The 17,100-nt window shown below is 45.2% G+C and carries 16 protein-coding genes; 11 read left to right on the forward strand and 5 right to left on the reverse strand.

Translation table 11 applies throughout. From position 1 onward, the window contains the following. Window positions 1-243: 243 nt before the first annotated feature. The 6 genes from K0H61_RS07390 to K0H61_RS07415 all read left to right on the forward strand — a co-directional run bounded on the left by K0H61_RS07390 (window position 244) and on the right by K0H61_RS07415 (window position 5,376). Window positions 244-1,176, forward strand: coding sequence for a DNA ligase (locus K0H61_RS07390; protein ID WP_220052043.1), 933 nt, complete (start codon window positions 244-246; stop codon window positions 1,174-1,176). A gap of 94 nt (window positions 1,177-1,270) precedes the next feature. Next, window positions 1,271-2,266, forward strand: coding sequence for a hypothetical protein (locus K0H61_RS07395; RefSeq protein WP_258406026.1), 996 nt, complete (start codon window positions 1,271-1,273; stop codon window positions 2,264-2,266). A 13-nt stretch (window positions 2,267-2,279) separates the two neighbouring features. Next, on the forward strand, window positions 2,280-2,759 hold the full coding sequence (locus K0H61_RS07400) for a low molecular weight protein-tyrosine-phosphatase (RefSeq protein ID WP_220052044.1): 480 nt from the start codon (window positions 2,280-2,282) through the stop codon (window positions 2,757-2,759). Window positions 2,760-2,834: 75 nt separating this feature from the next. Further along, window positions 2,835-3,257 (forward strand): translesion error-prone DNA polymerase V autoproteolytic subunit, encoded by a 423-nt coding sequence (umuD, locus tag K0H61_RS07405; protein WP_220052045.1) that lies wholly within the window; start codon window positions 2,835-2,837, stop codon window positions 3,255-3,257. Next, complete coding sequence (umuC, locus tag K0H61_RS07410) at window positions 3,254-4,528, forward strand: translesion error-prone DNA polymerase V subunit UmuC (RefSeq protein ID WP_220052046.1); 1,275 nt, start codon at window positions 3,254-3,256, stop codon at window positions 4,526-4,528. The genes umuD and umuC overlap by 4 nt, the downstream gene beginning before the upstream one ends. A 335-nt stretch (window positions 4,529-4,863) precedes the next feature. Beyond that, window positions 4,864-5,376: a GNAT family N-acetyltransferase gene (locus K0H61_RS07415; protein ID WP_220052047.1), complete on the forward strand. Its 513-nt coding sequence runs from the start codon at window positions 4,864-4,866 to the stop codon at window positions 5,374-5,376. Window positions 5,377-5,443: 67 nt separating this feature from the next. Here K0H61_RS07415 and fur read toward each other — a convergent pair whose 3' ends face one another. Next, window positions 5,444-5,875: a ferric iron uptake transcriptional regulator gene (fur, locus tag K0H61_RS07420; RefSeq protein ID WP_220052048.1), complete on the reverse strand. Its 432-nt coding sequence runs from the start codon at window positions 5,873-5,875 to the stop codon at window positions 5,444-5,446. A gap of 255 nt (window positions 5,876-6,130) precedes the next feature. On the opposite strand from fur, the gene cobB reads away from it, so the two are divergent. From cobB to corA, 3 genes are all read left to right on the forward strand, one after another. After that, window positions 6,131-6,865: a Sir2 family NAD+-dependent deacetylase gene (gene cobB, locus K0H61_RS07425; RefSeq protein ID WP_220052049.1), complete on the forward strand. Its 735-nt coding sequence runs from the start codon at window positions 6,131-6,133 to the stop codon at window positions 6,863-6,865. Next, on the forward strand, window positions 6,862-7,311 hold the full coding sequence (locus tag K0H61_RS07430; RefSeq protein WP_220052050.1) for an ATP-binding protein: 450 nt from the start codon (window positions 6,862-6,864) through the stop codon (window positions 7,309-7,311). Before cobB ends, K0H61_RS07430 begins: the two co-directional genes overlap by 4 nt. A gap of 233 nt (window positions 7,312-7,544) precedes the next feature. Further along, window positions 7,545-8,492, forward strand: coding sequence for a magnesium/cobalt transporter CorA (corA, locus tag K0H61_RS07435; protein ID WP_220052051.1), 948 nt, complete (start codon window positions 7,545-7,547; stop codon window positions 8,490-8,492). Between the two features lie 69 nt (window positions 8,493-8,561). On the opposite strand, the gene K0H61_RS07440 is transcribed toward corA, so the two are convergent. Further along, entirely contained in the window at window positions 8,562-9,824 is a 1,263-nt protein-coding gene (locus K0H61_RS07440) for an HD-GYP domain-containing protein (RefSeq protein ID WP_220052052.1), read from the reverse strand. Between the two features lie 113 nt (window positions 9,825-9,937). Between K0H61_RS07440 and K0H61_RS07445 the strand changes: the two genes are divergently transcribed. Then, complete coding sequence (locus K0H61_RS07445; protein WP_220052053.1) at window positions 9,938-10,633, forward strand: 2OG-Fe(II) oxygenase; 696 nt, start codon at window positions 9,938-9,940, stop codon at window positions 10,631-10,633. 14 nt (window positions 10,634-10,647) lie between these two features. On the opposite strand, the gene K0H61_RS07450 is transcribed toward K0H61_RS07445, so the two are convergent. The 3 genes from K0H61_RS07450 to K0H61_RS07460 form a co-directional block, all read right to left on the reverse strand. Further along, window positions 10,648-11,997, reverse strand: coding sequence for an ATP-binding protein (locus tag K0H61_RS07450; RefSeq protein ID WP_220052054.1), 1,350 nt, complete (start codon window positions 11,995-11,997; stop codon window positions 10,648-10,650). A 7-nt stretch (window positions 11,998-12,004) separates the two neighbouring features. Beyond that, window positions 12,005-12,679, reverse strand: coding sequence for a response regulator (locus K0H61_RS07455; protein WP_220052055.1), 675 nt, complete (start codon window positions 12,677-12,679; stop codon window positions 12,005-12,007). Window positions 12,680-12,979: 300 nt separating this feature from the next. Continuing rightward, on the reverse strand, window positions 12,980-14,296 hold the full coding sequence (locus tag K0H61_RS07460; RefSeq protein ID WP_220052056.1) for a dicarboxylate/amino acid:cation symporter: 1,317 nt from the start codon (window positions 14,294-14,296) through the stop codon (window positions 12,980-12,982). A gap of 219 nt (window positions 14,297-14,515) precedes the next feature. On the opposite strand from K0H61_RS07460, the gene K0H61_RS07465 reads away from it, so the two are divergent. Continuing rightward, on the forward strand, window positions 14,516-17,044 hold the full coding sequence (locus tag K0H61_RS07465) for an Ig-like domain-containing protein (protein ID WP_220052057.1): 2,529 nt from the start codon (window positions 14,516-14,518) through the stop codon (window positions 17,042-17,044). Window positions 17,045-17,100 lie beyond the last annotated feature (56 nt).

A 17,100-nucleotide genomic window follows, 5' to 3' on the forward strand; every position in this document is an offset into this window, starting at 1 on the left:
CTTAGGATATTTCCTATTTGAATCAATGATGAAATAGCGTTTTTATTTCGATACGTATACAAAAATGGTCGCAGTATAGCCCGATATAGTCTTGGCATAAATAGCCAGCTCCGAGATTGTAATCGGGCCATCTACTGGGTGCTCACGTCGTTGAAGTCCTTTACATCGCTCGCAACATAGCTCGCAACATCGGTAGGTGGGGACTAAGCTTGGTGCTAAGCACTACGCGAAGGAGGCAAGGGAATGACTCTTTTTATTCAATGTTGCATCTGGCATATAAGGGATTGGCTATTCACTGTTGTCACGGTTTTTGTGCTTTTATCCGCGGTTTACGCCACATCTCTAGCTGCAGCCACTAAAATGGCACCGCAAATTCAATTAGCGACTGTGTTTAATGCCGAGGATGTTTATCATATCGATGACTATCTTGTGAGTGAGAAACTCGATGGTGTTCGTGGCTATTGGGATGGCACGCGTTTATATACCCGCCAAGGATATTTGATCGCGGCGCCGAGCTGGTTTACTGCTGATTTTCCGCCTGTGCCCTTGGATGGGGAGCTTTGGATTGGCCGAGGTCAGTTTGAGGCCATTTCCTCACTCGTCAGACAATTTCAATCCAAGGATGAGGATTGGCGTCAAGTGCATTTTATGGTGTTTGATTTACCCAAGGCCGAGGGGGACTTTGCCTCAAGGTATCAGCAAGCATTACAACTGGTTAACGACGATTCAACCTATATTCAGGTGATTGAACAGTTGACCTTACCTAGCATTGATGCGTTGTATCACACACTCAATGAGGTGGTCGAAGCGGGCGGTGAGGGCGTGATGCTCCACAAAAAGTCATCGCTTTATCAGGTCGGCCGAACCCCACATCTCATGAAATTAAAACGCTATTTAGATGCTGAGGCAGAGGTTATTGGTTATGTTGAGGGAAAGGGCCAATTCAGTGGGCAGATGGGGGCACTGAAGGTGAAAACAGCTGACGGACGGATATTTAGCATAGGCACTGGTTTTAGTGTTGCGCAAAGGCAGCATCCCCCTGCAATCGGCAGCGTTGTAACCTATAAATATCTCGGTCTTACCGTAAATGGTTTGCCGCGTTTTGCGAGTTTTTTACGGATCCGCAGCGATCTTCACAGTGAAGCTCAAGGTGATGAGGTACCGATTACGCCTTAATTTGAAACTCAGTTTTAGGGGGCTAATCCCGTAGCGAGATGTGATATTCCTTGCTATCGTATTGATATTACGACGACAATTAATGGAGCACACCTTGGCTACTCTGCGTCATCGCCTCAGTAATGCCTTTCAAGGCTTGACTCATCCTGCCGCCATTGGCTCTGTGATTAAACACAGGCTGAGGGTGTTACGGCAATTTATCCTTAGTCTGTCATTGGCCCAGCGTTACTACTTCTTGGCGCTATCAGCATTAATCATATTTCAAGATGACGTCTGGCTGGCGGCAACGATTACCGCTTTGGCACTTATTCTCGAATTTTGGCCTAAATTTGCAGTGGCTTGGCATTCCCTCGCGGGTAAAGCGATTTTCCTGTTGTTTTATGCCGTTATTGCCAATTTTGCCCTCGCAGCAAGTGGCAGTGTGGTGAATGAGATCACTGGCGTTTCCGCTTCACACTTGTCCTATACCCATAACTTCGCGATTTTGTTGTATCTGCCTATTTGGTTTGTGGGGATTTCGATCATTGCCCTATTACTGCTGCAGTTATTCATCCCTGGTTACTTGTTTTTCCATGTTTGCCTTAAATTGCTAGGTATAGAGTCCTCCCAACAGGGATCTAAAAAACGTTTTGTGGTGACGACCGCATTAGTGCGATTAATACTCTCAGTGGTTTTGCTGGCGAACCTTATCATTATTAGTGACAGCGAAAATTGGCTAACGGATTGGTCTAATCAACGGCAAGCGGCTAAACAAGCCCAGCTAAATGACGCAGCAGGTATGAACGAACAAGCTGCAATTAACCATTCAGCCTCAAAATCCTTAACGGATTCAAAGGACAGCCAAGCCCTTAAAGCCATCGGCCATAACTATTACACCGGCATTCGCAGCTTGATAGCTTCCTTTGCCTATAAATTTGAAGCCGATGGGCGCAGCCGCTGTGAGAAATTGCCAAACTCAGTTGTGGTTGAACTCAATGATTATGAAATACTGGAAATAACTGAGGCAAAAAAGGAACCCTATGGTTATCACTTCGAGGTGAAGAAGTGTGTTTCCCCCGCCTTTGGCCAAGTTACCGTAGTGACAAAATAACGAGGTTTAGGCGATGAAAAATCAACCTGTAAGACGAATTTTAATGGTGTGTATGGGCAATATCTGCCGCTCGCCAACTGCGGAGGCCGTATGCCGCGCCAAAATTATTGCGCGTCGCTTAGATATCGAAGTCGATTCGGCAGGCACTATCGATTATCACCAAGGTAATGCGCCCGATAGCCGCACAATGGCAGCCGGTAAAAAGCGCGGTTTTAACTTTAATGGCATGCGCGCTAGACAGGTCATAGATACCGATTTTGAGCACTTTGATCTTATCCTCGCTGCGGATAATCATAATCTTTCAGAATTGCGTAAACGCTGCCCAAGTGAATACCAGCATAAGTTACAACTTATGCTTTCCTATGGGAACGCCAGTGTGACTGAAGTTCCTGATCCCTATTACGGTGGCCCTCAAGGATTTGAGCGGGTGCTTGATCTGCTAGAAGAGAGTATGGAGGCACTTCTCGATAATCTATCGTCTCAACATCACTAGGAGTTCTTTTACACGTTCACGTCATGGTAAAAATCAACTATACTGTATTTATGTACAGTATAGTTGATTTTTACCATGATAATATTCTTAGGTGATTTCCAAGGGCAAACTAGGCTTGAGTTGCCACTGTTTAACTCTTTAGTGGCGGCGGGTTTTCCTTCCCCTGCACAGGATTATATTGAACAAACTCTTGATCTGAACGAGCTGTGCATCAAGCACCCTGCTGCAACTTTTTTCGTACGGGTACTGGGCGAGTCGATGATTGAGGCGGGCATTTTCAACGGTGATGTGCTGGTGGTGGATCGCTCCTTAGATGCCATCCATGGTGACATCGTTGTGGCGGCTATTAATGGCGAATTTACCGTTAAACAATTGCAGCTCCATCCTCGAGTACAGCTGAATCCGTGTAACGGTGCCTTTTCACCAATAATGCTCCACGATGAGTCTGAACTGAGCCTCTTTGGGGTGGTGACCAATGTGGTGAAAAAATTGCGATGAAACCACAGCTCTTCGCCCATGTGGATTGCAATAATTTTTACGCCAGTTGTGAGCGCATGTTCAGGCCTGATCTGATTGGCCGTCCTATCGTTGTACTGTCAAATAACGACGGTTGTATCGTGGCGCGATCGGCAGAGGCGAAACAACTGGGCATTAAAATGGGAGTGCCAGCTTTTCAAGTGCGCTCTTTGTTAGAGCAACATAGTGTGGCTGTTTTTTCCTCCAATTATGCCCTCTATGCGGATATCTCGGCGAGGGTGATGACCACACTCGAGCAAATGGTGCCCCAAGTCGAAGTCTATTCCATCGATGAGGCGTTTTTGGATATGGCACATTTGGACAAGTGCCTTAGCGTGCCGAAGCTTGCATTGGAGATCCGTAGTCGTATTCAAAAGTGGATTGGGATAACGGTTTGTGTTGGAATTGCGCCGACAAAAACTCTGGCGAAATTGGCAAATCACGCCGCAAAAATATATCCCGCGACACAGGGCGTGGTCGATCTTCGTGATAGTGCGCGGCAACGTCGATTAATGGCGTTGGTACCTGTGGAGGAGGTATGGGGTATTGGTCGGCGACTGTCAAAACGGCTGGCGGCGTTGGGGATAAACACTGCACTGCAATTAGCCGATGCCCATCCCAAATTAATCCGTGATACTTTTTCGGTGACGGTTGAACGAACGGTGCGGGAATTAAATGGTATTGCCTGTGCGGATGTACAGCCTGAGGCGGCAACTAAGCAGCAAATTATCAGCTCTCGCTCCTTTGGTGAACGAATCTTTGAGTTCACCGACATGCAGCAGGCGATCAATGAATATACCTATCGAGCCTGTGAGAAATTACGGCTCGAACGGCAATATGCTAAGGCGATGTCGGTGTTTATTCGTACCAGCCCCTTTAGTGATAACACACCGCAGTACAGTAAAACATTGACAGCTAGCCTTGTCCGGCCTAGCGATGATACCCGTGACTTTATCGCCTTAGGGCAGTCGTTATTACAAGGTGTATGGCGGGAAGGTCATGCCTATGCTAAGGCTGGGGTAATGCTCGGCGATTTTTATGCTCCAGGAGTATACCAATTGGAGCTCTTTGACGGGGTGGCATCGAGGCCAAAGAGTAAGGAGCTGATGCAATTACTCGATAGGGTGAATCACAGTGGTTTAGGCAAAATTAGTTTTGCTGGTCAAGGGATCGCTCAAACTTGGGGTATGAAGCGCGAACATCTGTCACCGAGTTATACCACCCAGTGGACGCAGTTACCTGTTGTTAAGTAGTCTCCGATTGCCAGTGAGTTTAATATTGCGTCGCAGCGAGGGCATTCGACAGCGCATCGTATATGCGTTGGCTAAAGAATCGTGTTAACCCAAAACGGGCCTAGTCGATTGTTCTTCCCCAACAAAGGCTAACAAGAGGGTAAGGAGTGGCAGGCATAATACTGAAGCAGGGTCATACAGCGTGAGTAAGGCCCAGTAATCTTGAGGTGTTATTTCAATAAAAACTGTTTAGTATTAATAAGCTAACGATTTTAAGCTAATGGCGTAGCAGGACCTAATGCCTCATGTTATTGCACCTTAGTCAATAAGCGGCGGCTCCACCAAGGATAATAGCAATGATCACCCAAACCGAACGACTGATTTTACGCCCCTTTTGTGAGGAGGATGTAGATGCGCTGTTTATGATGAACAGCATCCCTGAAATGCTGACCTATATTCCGATGGCGCCGTTGACATCCACTGAGCAGGCGATGGAAATATTTCATCAAGTTATCCAGCAGGATTATAAACAGCACGGTTTTGGGCGTTGGGCGGTAGTGCACAAAGCCGATGATAAGGTGATTGGTTTCTGCGGCCCTAAATTTATTCCCGAATACAACGAAGTGGAAATAGGTTATCGTTATTTCCCTGAGTATTGGCGCCAAGGGATTGCAACGGAAGCCGCTGAGGCCGCATTAAAAGCTTTCCCAAAGTTTGGGATAAATAAAACCATTGCACTGATTTTAGAGGGGAATATTGGCTCTGAGATGGTGGCCAAACGGGTGGGGATGCAATGGCGTGAGCAGAATGAGTTTATGGGCCACAGGGTTAATGTATACGCTAAGCATTTATCAGCGATAGAAGTGTAGCAGTAAAAAACCAGCCGAGGCTGGTTTTTAATTAAGGTGTGAGCATCAAACAAGATGCAATTTGAGGTTATTCGTCGTTATGGTCACAACTTTCATTAGTGCAATGGCCATAAAGATATAAGCTGTGGTTAGTCAGCTTGATATTGTGCTTCATGGCAATTTCGTCTTGGCGACGTTCGATAACTTCATCTGAAAACTCAATCACTTTGCCGCAGGAGAGGCACACTAAGTGATCGTGATGGTGCTGAGTTGATAACTCAAATACGGCTTTGCCACTTTCGAAATGGTGGCGCGTCACAATACCTGCATCATCAAACTGGTTTAACACACGGTAAACTGTCGCTAGACCAATTTCTTCACCCAAATCGAGCAGTTTTTTATATAAATCTTCTGCGCTGATATGTTGGTTTTCAGGTCCTTGCATCAGTTCGAGGATCTTGACTCGCGGCAGAGTAATTTTCAAACCGGCTTTTTTTAGCGCTTGATTTCCATCTGTCATTGCTAATCTCTTGATTGCAGAACCAATAGGTTCATCCGTGGATAGTGAGTGCCATTATAGGGGGTCAGTTTAAAAACTGAAACCTTTGATCATGCTTTATGGAACTATATGCAGATAAATTGTGTTATTTAGTGCGCAATTGCAATAAATTACGGCAATTCAAGCATAGTATTTGTATGGTTATACAAAGGAATAATGTTCACGAAGGGTAAAATTCGTGACAATAGACCAATAATTAAAAACAAGGGATACAGTATGTACCAGCATATTGTGGTATTAACAGGGGCTGGGATTTCGGCCGAGTCGGGATTACGGACCTTTCGCGATCAAGATGGTCTGTGGGAAGAGCATCATATTGAGGATGTGGCGACACCGGAGGGTTATGCAAAAGATGCCGAATTAGTTGAGCGTTTTTATAACAGTCGGTGGCAGCAATTGAATAGTGGCTCGGTGGAACCTAATGCTGCCCATGTCGCGTTAGCGAAATTAGAGGCGGAATTTCCTGGGCAGTTGTTAGTGGTTACCCAGAATATTGATAACCTCCATGAGCGAGCTGGTTCAAAGCGCTTGTTACATATGCATGGTGAACTGACAAAGGGTCGTTGCCCGCGTTCCCAACAAACCTTTACTCTGCGGGAGCCCTATGGGCCCAATAATTGCTGTACTTGTTGTATTCCTGCGCAGCGTCTACGTCCACATGTGGTGTGGTTTGGTGAAATGCCCTTGGGCATGGACAAAATTCATCAAGCACTAGACAACTGTGATTTGTTTATTGCTATTGGCACCTCGGGGACGGTTTATCCGGCCGCAGGTTTTGTCGATATTGTTAATCACCACGGTAAACAAACGGTAGAAGTGAACCTAATGCCCGCCGATAGACACAGTCAATTCCAATATCATTTAACCGGCAAGGCGGGGGATATTGTGCCTAAGCTGGTGGAGGTAATTTTATCGGGGAATGTCGTCGGAACAGATTTGGCGGCATCATGAGTCAAGGCCTTGCGATTATCATGCGCGGCCTACCTGGGAGCGGTAAATCCCATTGGATAACCCAATTTATTCAAGGTTTACCGCTCGAGCAAGCCATCAGGTTAAAACAACATGGTATTTTCTCAACTGATAGCTATTTTTATCAGGATGGGGAATACCGTTTTGATGCCAAAAAGTTGCCCGAATACCATCAGCGTAATCTTAGTGCATTTATTCAAGCACTTGGTCGTAATGAGCCCATCGTTATCTGCGATAATACCAATATCTGTGGTTGGGAATACATGGCTTATGTGGCGGCGGCCAAAGCGCTTAGTTACCAGGTACGAATGATGCTCATTGGTAATCCACTTGATATGGCGCACCAGCGTCAGTGCGCTGAGCGCAATCAGCACCAAGTTCCCCTTAATCAGATCCAGCGGATGGCGAAGCTCTTTGAGCCTTTTTAAACGACATCAGTAAAGTTGTTCTAGAAATAGCTTGAGCAGACGTAAGTTGACCAAGGTGGTAAATCGCATTTCGTACTGCTCTGATCACGCCAATACTGAGCTATAAACCGACATTTATTTTAGTAATTTAGCTTGGCTCGCCTTTTCATTGTTATTGATTGCGGTAAACTAGCGACAATTTTTAAGCCTGCACTTAAGTGGCTTTTTCGCTTAAGTTTTTTTCAGGAGGATAAATGATTACTGCCTATGTCTATGAAAATCGTCAGCTTACGATGACCGAAATCAACCTACATGACAGTATTCCTGCCTCGACCATTTGGTTAGATCTCTATAAACCCGATGATGCAGAGCGTGAATGGTTAAGTCATTTCTCCGTTGAAGAAGTCCCCGACGAAGAAGATATCAATGAGATTGAGGCGTCGGCGCGTTTTTATCAAAACAGCGATGGCCTGCATATTAATTCCCTGTTCCCACAGCGCGTGGGGCAGGATGTGCGCGGCGTGAACGTCTCCTTTAACTTACGTAGTAATTTTTTGCTCACTATCCGTGAAGAGGATGTGGGTCTTATTCGTTTGCTGCGTAACTACCTGCGTTTAGGGCGTTTAGAGGTTTCAACCCCGCAGGAATTGTTCCTCGCGCTGTTTAATCTCAAGGTAGATTATTTGTCCGACCTTATTGAGGATGTCTATACCGTGCTCGAAAATGTGGGTGAGCAGGTATTCGACAGTGAAGAGCTCGATGATGTGTTTAAACTCATTACCTTACAGGAAGACTCGAACGGTAAAATTCGTTTGAGTCTGCTCGATACCCAGCGTTCGCTGCGTTATATGCAGCGCTACTACCGCGGGCAATTGTCAGATGAGCATTTAAAAGACCTAAGGGAAATGTTGTCAGACATCGAATCCTTGATGCCCCACAGTCAGTTTATTTTCGATAAATTAAACTTTTTGCTGGATGCGGCCATGGGTTTCAGTGGTTTGCAGCAAAACCGGATCATCAAAATCTTCTCGGTTGCCGCAGTGGTGTTTCTACCGCCTACGTTAATTGCCAGCAGTTATGGGATGAACTTTAGCAGCATGCCAGAGCTTGAATGGCAATACGGTTACCCGATGGCAATATTAATGATGTTAGCGAGTGCCGCGGGCACTTACTTCTTCTTTAAGCGTAAACATTGGCTCTAACTAAGAATTAACCACCATAAAAAAGCCGGATTTAATCCGGCTTTTTTATGGGCGACTGAACGCAGTTGGCTATTTACGGCTGTCGTTGCCAAAGTAATAACTGACCCGCTCCCGTGGATTTAAGTATTCGTGAACTTTTTCGGGTAATGCAGAGGGCGGTAGGCAGCGTACAATGCTGATCCCTTCATGCTCTAAATCGACAATTGGCGCTTGGTCCTTAGGGATCATGGCATCGTAGACCATGATTTTAGGGCAAAGTAATTTGTTCAAATTGACCGACATCACCATTGCATATTGGCCACTCGACAGTTCGACCACACTGCCCGGTGGATAGATCCCCAGCATTTTTACTATTTGTCCGACGTATTCCTGATTCAATTTAGTCTTGTAATGCTTATATAAGTAGCCTAGAGCGATATAAGGCATACGCGGTTTACTTTGGTTACTCGGGTAACAGAGTGAGTCGTATTCATTCACAACAGCTAATAATTGCGATACCTTATCAAGCTCTTGTTCAGAGAGTCCCTTGGGATAGCCGCTGCCATCAAGAAATTCATGGTGCTGGGTAATAATGCGCAGCGCCTCTTGGGGAAAGTTTTCGGCTAACTTCAACAGTTCAACGCTTAAGAGTGAATGCTGTTTTATAAAGTTCAGTTCAGGTGCCGTCCAAGCCGTAGTTTTTTTAAGGATTTGCGAAGGAATTTTTAATTTGCCAACATCATGGAATAGCGCACTTAAACCAATAAGTTCAATTTCACTGCGATTCCAACCAAATTCTTTTGCAAGTAGCATGGCCAAAATCGACACGTTTAAAGAGTGATAATAAATTCCCTCATCCTGCTTAGCATCACTCATTAAGTGCAACACTAAGTTATCTGAGGTTAATAGCTGATCGACAATGCTATTGACTAAGTCTTTCGCGTCATCAACCGCGTTTAAGGGGCGACTTCTCAACTTGGCGATGAGGTTTCGCATCATCGCGATAGAGCGATTAAAATTTTGCTCGGTTTTGTGGATATCACGGCGAAGCTTTTTCTGGACTTCGATTTGTTCCGCCTTATAGTCGTCCATATCCTTTTTCAGTTGATTGATTTCAGCACTGGCAGGCTGCGTTAGAGGGTTGATTGCTGCAGCGGTTAATGGCGGTGTATCACTGCGTTCCAAATCGACAATAACAAACTGAATACCGAGGTTTTTGATCAGTTCAATTTGTGCAGACTGCTTAATCAAAAAGCTGCTGAATAGAAAGGGGTGATCCTTCCAAGAGACTGGCAAACGTACAAAGTTTCCGATCTGTAATTGACTGACTGACACTTTACAACTTTTCTTCATATTTTTGTTATCAAAAAGCCATGGTGGTTATTTTATATTAATGATGCAGCTTTACAATTACTTAACTTACATGTCAGCATATCGACGTTGAAATAGCTGTAGATTGAGAAAGTATGGACTTTATTGAAGTATACCCAAATGCCATTCCCGATGACCTGTGCGACCGCTTGATGCAGGCGTTTAATCAACATGCTGGCGTTGTCGATGGCCAAACGGGTTATGGCGTCGATCCTGAAAAAAAGGTAAGTCGTGATCTCACAATTGACCTCCATGCGGATATGCATCCCCTTCGTAATGAGCTGCTCTCCTATACATTAAAGGGCGCAACCGATTATTTTGCAAAATATTCAATGGCATTGATGGGAGCCGTTTCGGTGGCTGTTGCTGACGAGCAGGGTAAAGCTGTAACACTTGTCCCCGATAATTTTCAACGTTTGGGGATGCCAAGGGCACAGGCTATTGTGAAATATCTGTACCGTAGCGGCACCATTAATATTCAAAAATACCAGCAAAATAAGGGCGGTTACCCCCACTGGCATTCGGAGCAATTTCCTCAGGCAGGCCACAACGAGGCGCTGCACCGAGTGGTGCTTTACATGTTCTATTTGAACGATGTAGAGGAGGGAGGCGAGACCGAATTTTTTTATCAGCAGCGTAAAATCCGCCCGAAAAAGGGCACTATGGTGATTGCACCTGCTGGATTTACCCACTCACACCGCGGCAATATGCCCATTAGTAATGATAAGTATATTGCAACGTCATGGCTGATGTTTAACCGTGCAGAGCAGTTATACTCGGTTCAAAGTTAAGCAATTATAAGGGCTTAAACTGGGAGTCTGATCCTAAAGCAGGCTCCTTCGAGTGGGCTTTCGTCGATACTCAGCGTGCCGCCGTAACTACTGACAATCTCGTCACACACCGCCAGTCCAATGCCCTGTCCGGGAGATTGGGTGTCGGCACGAACTCCTCGCTGCAAAATCTTTTGGCGTAGATTTTCTTCAACCCCGGGTCCATCGTCTTCGACTGTTAATTCAAACTCCCCACGTTCATTGTGCTGGGCAGTGATTCTGACGCGACTGATACACAATCTAAAGGCGTTTTCCATTAGGTTGCCGCACAACTCCATCAAATCGCCCTTGTTACCGGGAAATAGCAACTCGCTGGCGATCTTACATTCAAATTGCACCTGTTTTTCGCGGTAAATCTTAAAGAGCATTTGGGCAAGTGGTTCAACCACTGGCAGGATCAAGGTCTTCTCATGTTTAAGACCTTGGCGTCCCAGCATGGCGCGTTTCAGCTGATATTTAACCAACTGATCCATTTGACTGATTTGTTCCATGATTTTCTCATCACTGGCCTGTTTATTAAGGCTGCTGTCATCTGTGATGGCATGCACCGCAGCGAGGCGGGTTTTGAGGCTGTGGGCAAGGTCGTTCATTGCATTTTGATAACGCTGCTGCTGGGCGCTCGATTGCTGTAACATTTGGTTAAGCGCTTGGGTTACACCTTCAAGTTCAACCGGATAGCCCTCGGATAATGACTTAGTTTTGCCTTGGTTAATGGATTGCAGTTCGTTCTGCATCCGCACCAAAGGACGCATTCCCCAGTAAGCGGCGCTGATGAGTAACACGAGCGCTAATGCCAAAACCATGGTCAAGCGAATATAGGTGCGCTTACTGAATTTGCTGTATTCCTGCTCAAGTTTAGCGGCGTCCTTCATGACCAAAAGATTGTAATGTTCACCTGCAATTTCAACCGCCAACAGGTAAACGAAATAGCCTCTATCATCGGCCATGGTGAGGTAATAGGGGGGGGATTCGTTACGGATTTCGTTGAAGCGTTCGCAGGTATCGAATAGCCCGCGGTCGACCGCAAGGGAAGAGGTCCAGACCTGTTTAAATTTTTCATCACAGCTGGCGATGATATAGCGTGCCTGCTTATTGTTTTCCTCAAGCCATTCGCTGGTGTCGGGGATCAGGTCATGTTCCCTAAGCTCTGCCGCAACTTGGGGAATTTCAGCAATCAGTTTGGCGGTTTCTTCGTTATAGCTGTTTTGTGCATGGAGAATATTTACCATCCACGCTAGGCCAAAACCAACGAGGGCGATAATTGACAGCGAGGTGAGAAACATCCGTGTGAGCAGACGTTTCTTGAGTCTAAGTTTTAGTGGCATGGTGCAATTAGTGGCATGGCAAATTAAATTTATATCCTTGACCACGAATAGTGACTATCGGATTATCAATGCCATCGCGGGTGAGTTTTTTACGCAGGCGGCTGACCATCACTTCGATGGTATTGGGATCGCCTTCTTTATCGCCATAAATGACATCGAGCAGCCGTTGTTTTGCGACAACCTCGTGGCAATGGCGCATCAGATACTCAAGGATAAGGTACTCAAAGGCGGTCACTTCCATCACATCATCATTGAGGGTCACCTGCTTAGCTGCAAGGTCGAGCTTTAATTCACCACTGGTGATGACAGGTTTCACAAAGCCAGCACTGCGACGTACTAGGGCATCGAGTCTGGCAACCAGTTCTTCTTTCTGGAATGGTTTCACTAAATAGTCGTCGGCGCCTGCATTGAGTCCTTCGACTTTATCTTGCCAATTAACCCGTGCTGTCAGGATAAGAATCGGCGCTTTTTGTCCCGCATCACGCAGTTGCTGGATAAGACTAATACCGTCCTGATCGGGTAAGCCTAAATCCACGATCGCCACATCGATAGGGTAGTTAGTGGCTTGATAAAAACCTTCTTTGGCCGTCATGGCAACCTGAACTTGATTGCCCAAATCACTCAGTTGCACTTTTAAGTGATGGGATAAAATCAGATCATCTTCTACAACCAAAATTCTCATAATCTACTTGCCTTTATGTCGATTGCACTCAGTGTACGCAAATTGTACGTAATGAGCCAAATTTCGCCTTATGATACCTTTATTGAACTTAACCATGGCTGACCAATGGCAGTATTTGTGTGAAATCGATAAGCAGTTTTAGTCAATTTGCTCGTTTTGAGAGGCAATAAGGTTCAATAATTGCGAATGTTTCGATGAAAATATTGAACGTAATATAAATGCTATCCTTCTAAAAGGATAAATAAAAACGCCCAGTAATTGGGCGTTTTTATTAATTCAGTATCATATTAATGACGCTTATTATGTTTCAGCGCGGTGAACTTGTTCGTCAAAATTTCTGGCAACTTTACCTGCTTGAGTATTGTTAAATACCACCTCATTAAATTCGCCTTCGGATTTTGCAATCACCACTGTAGCCACACAATCACCGGTGACGTTAACGGCCGTGCGCACCATATCCAGTAGGCGGTCAACGCCAATAATTAACGCAATACCTTCAACAGGTAATCCCACTTGATTAAGTACCATGGCAAGCATAATTAATCCCACACCTGGGACACCCGCAGTACCAATTGAGGCTAATGTCGCGGTCACCACCACGGCGGCATAATCGGTAATCGATAATTCAATGCCGAAGACTTGAGCAATAAATACGGTTGCCACACCCTGCATGATTGCGGTGCCGTCCATATTAATGGTCGCTCCTAATGGCAGGGTAAATGATGCAATCTTATTATCGACACCTAATCTGTGCTCAGACGCTTCAATCGTAATTGGCAGCGTAGCGTTAGAACTTGCCGTAGAAAATGCGAATAATTGCACATCACGCATTTTGCGAATGAAAATCAGCGGATTTAAACCTGAGAATAATTTAAGCAGTGTTGGATAAACGATAAAGGCATGGATCAGTAAAACCACTAATACAACGAAGAAATATTTGACTACGCTGCCAAAGGTTTCAACCCCGAGGGTAAGTGCCAGTTTACCCATCAGGGCAAAAACGCCGTAGGGGGCTAATTGCATGATAAGGGTTACCACGCGCATGATCACTTCATTTAAGTCTTCAAAAAGTGCAGCTACACGTTTACCACGTTCACCAATATGGGCAATTGCAAAGCCAAAAATTACTGCAAAAATAATAATTTGCAGCATGTTTCCTTCAGTCATTGCCTTCATTGGGTTGGTGGGAACAATATTAATAATTACTTCCGCTAAACTCGGGGCATCTTTGGCGACATATTGCATATTTTCCGATGCCAAGGAGGCGCTGCCAGGGTGAACTAATACTGCCGTCAAAATGGCTAAAATTAAGGCGATTGCTGTAGTAAATAAATAAAAGGCTAAGGTTTTACCACCTAGACGCCCTAATTTTGATGGTTCACTTAATGAGCAGGTACCACATACTAATGAGACAAATACCAGTGGTACTACGAGCATTTTTAAACTTGAGATAAAAATTGTCCCTATAACGTTTAAAAAACCTTCAGTAATATAGTCTTTAACGAAGTTGCTTTCGGGAAATAAATTACGCAGTAGCAGTCCAAATACAATCCCTGCGGCCATGCCTAGGAGAATTTTACTGGTGAGGCCGAGTTTATTTTTTAATGAGCTTGCCATGGGGATTCCTGTTTGTTTTTTATACATTCTAAATTTGGCGCAACAAGCGTAGCAAGAAATCGGGCAAGTTTAAATGAGTGGAAACGTTAAACTCGCTACAAAAAATATGAAATAAAATAAGAGAGTGATGGAAAAGTTACGTGAAAATTGTGTAATGTTAGCCTATAAGTTATAAGCGTTAATCTTAGTAATATCATCAGAGTAACAGGGAGCCTGACAATGAAGTCAGCGTATAAGGTTTTTCTTGCAGGATTGTTTTCACTTTTCTTGGTCGCATGTGGTGGTGGAGGAAATATCACCGATGACGGTTCAGGAAATTCAACAGACACCGGTGTTATTAGCGTTACACTGAGTATTTCTAATACCGATATCGCTGCGGCTAGCCCCGCAACAGTGACTGCCAAAGTGACTGATTCCCTCGTGGGACCACTTGCAGGCGAGCTAGTCACCTTCAGTTTAAGTAACAGCGCGATGGGGTCATTTACTCCTGCTGCGGCAACAGCATTAACCAACAGCGATGGTGAGGCGACCATTATTCTAAATACTGCCACCATTGCAGGTGCAGGGACTGTCACTGCAACAATTGACAGTGGTGAGTCGGGTAAAATTGGCTTTGTGATGAAAGGCGATGGCGGTGCTGCCACGGGCGGCGCTCAAGTTAGCTTGGTTCTAACGGATTCATCTGGTACGCCCATAGACTCTATTACTTCAACAACACCTGGTGTGCTAACGGCAACCGTTACTGGTTTAACCAAAGCAGCTATTGTGACCTTTGAAAGTACTATTGGTGACTTACCTGTTAAAACAGCAATCACAGATTCAAATGGCAAAGCGAGTGTCACTTTATACGCGGGTAGCACGCCAGGTGCAGGTACCGCCAAGGCATCATTAAATACTGGCGAGTTTGGTGAGCAAGTTTTTGTGGTTGGTGCAACTAATGTGTTGATGGGAAGTGGCACTCCTTTTGTCTCTGGTAAAGCGGATGTGAGTGCAACTACGCTGTCTGCAGGTGGTACTGCGACAGTTTCAGTTGTGCTGCAGGATAGTGATGGTATTGCTTTTACCGAACCTGTTGATGTGAAGTTTTCATCTACCTGTGCTAACAAAGCAACACCTGAGGCCGTACTCAGTACCCCTGTAACTGCGGTTGGCGGTCAAGCAACTAGTACCTATCTTGCTAAAGGTTGTGTGGGTGATGATAGTATTACTGTGACTGCTGATGTTGGCGGAAAAACCTTATCTGCAACAGGCACAATTAAAGTATTATCAGCCAGTGCGGGGAGTATTGTGTTCCTCGACGCAACGCCTGAAAATATTGGTATTAAGGGTACAGGTAGTGATGAGTCATCAACTCTACGTTTTAAAGTACTGGATACCAATGGCAACCCTGTTGCAAATAAAGCGGTCAGCTTTGTGCTAAATAATCAATCAGCAGGATTAAGTTTGACCCCTTCAAATGCGACATCCAATAATGAAGGTATCGTCCAAACAGTCGTGAATTCTGGCACAGTGGCAACTTCTGTTCGTGTGACAGCCAGTATCGATGGTACAAATCCAGTGATTTCAAGCCAGTCTAGTGTGTTGGTCGTTTCGACTGGCAAGCCTGATCAAGACAGTTTCTCATTATCTGCCTCTGTCTTAAACGTTGAAGGTTGGCAATATGACGGTGCACAAGTGACTATCACAGCGCGCTTAGCCGATGCCTTTAACAACCCAGTACCTGATGGTACAGCGGTAGTTTTCACTGCAGAAGGTGGTTCGATTGACAGCTCATGTCAAACTCAGAATGGTGTTTGTTCTGTTGTTTGGACAAGCCAGCAACCTCGCCCAGTGGGGGTCGACAGTAATGGTCCATTATTTAATGTATCGGGTGTTCAGACTCAAGATCCACAAGCAACACTTAAGGCTGAGACTAACTTAGCAAGCCAAACTTACTATGGGAACTATTTCGGTCAGCCCTATGGCGGTCGCGTCACTATTACCGCGACGGCGATTGGTGAAGAATCATTCCCTGACTTAAACAGTAACAACATCCTCGATACGGCAACTGAGTTCAATAGTTTCGTTGGTACCAGTACTGACTGTGGCCGTGATAATAGCGGTGATTGTTATGATATGAGTGAGGCTTTCGTTGACCACAACGAGGATGGTATCTATACGCCAAGCTATATAACGTCAACAGCTACTGATGCTTCGGGTGCCCGTGAAACCTTCACCGATTTTATCGATCCAGTAAACCCAACGGGCCAGGGCGAGTTTAATGACGCAGATGGTGAATATAGTGGCGTGCTCTGTGATGCATCGGTATCAGGCGTGAAATGTAGTCCACAGGCTTCTATTTCGGTTCGTCGGTCACTTGTATTAGTGATGTCGGGCAGCGATGCCTATGCAACACAGGCTGCAAATGTGGGCGTCGTCGATAATCTTGCTGGTAATGGTCAGATTGATATTGCCATCAAAGGCACAGCTTCAGTGCAATTTACGATTTCTGATGTGAATAACCAACAGATGCCTGCGGGTACAGTCGTGAGCTTTAAAGCAACCGGTGCGACTGTGACAAGTTCTGCAAGTTATACTTGGCCTAGCACGAACTATAATGGTGGTCGTCAGTTTGTGGTCAGCTTAAAAGGCGGCGATCAAGCAGATTCGGGTAACTTTATTGTAACCGTCACAACCCCTGGTATCAGCGGTTCAGGTATTGAAGGCACGACGACTGAAGTACTGAATATTCCGATTGTGGTGCAATAAACTTAAATCGAATTCAGTTAATTAAAAAAGGTGCCATTCGGCACCTTTTTATTGGA

Source organism: Shewanella acanthi (assembly GCF_019457475.1).
GTDB lineage: Bacteria > Pseudomonadota > Gammaproteobacteria > Enterobacterales > Shewanellaceae > Shewanella > Shewanella acanthi.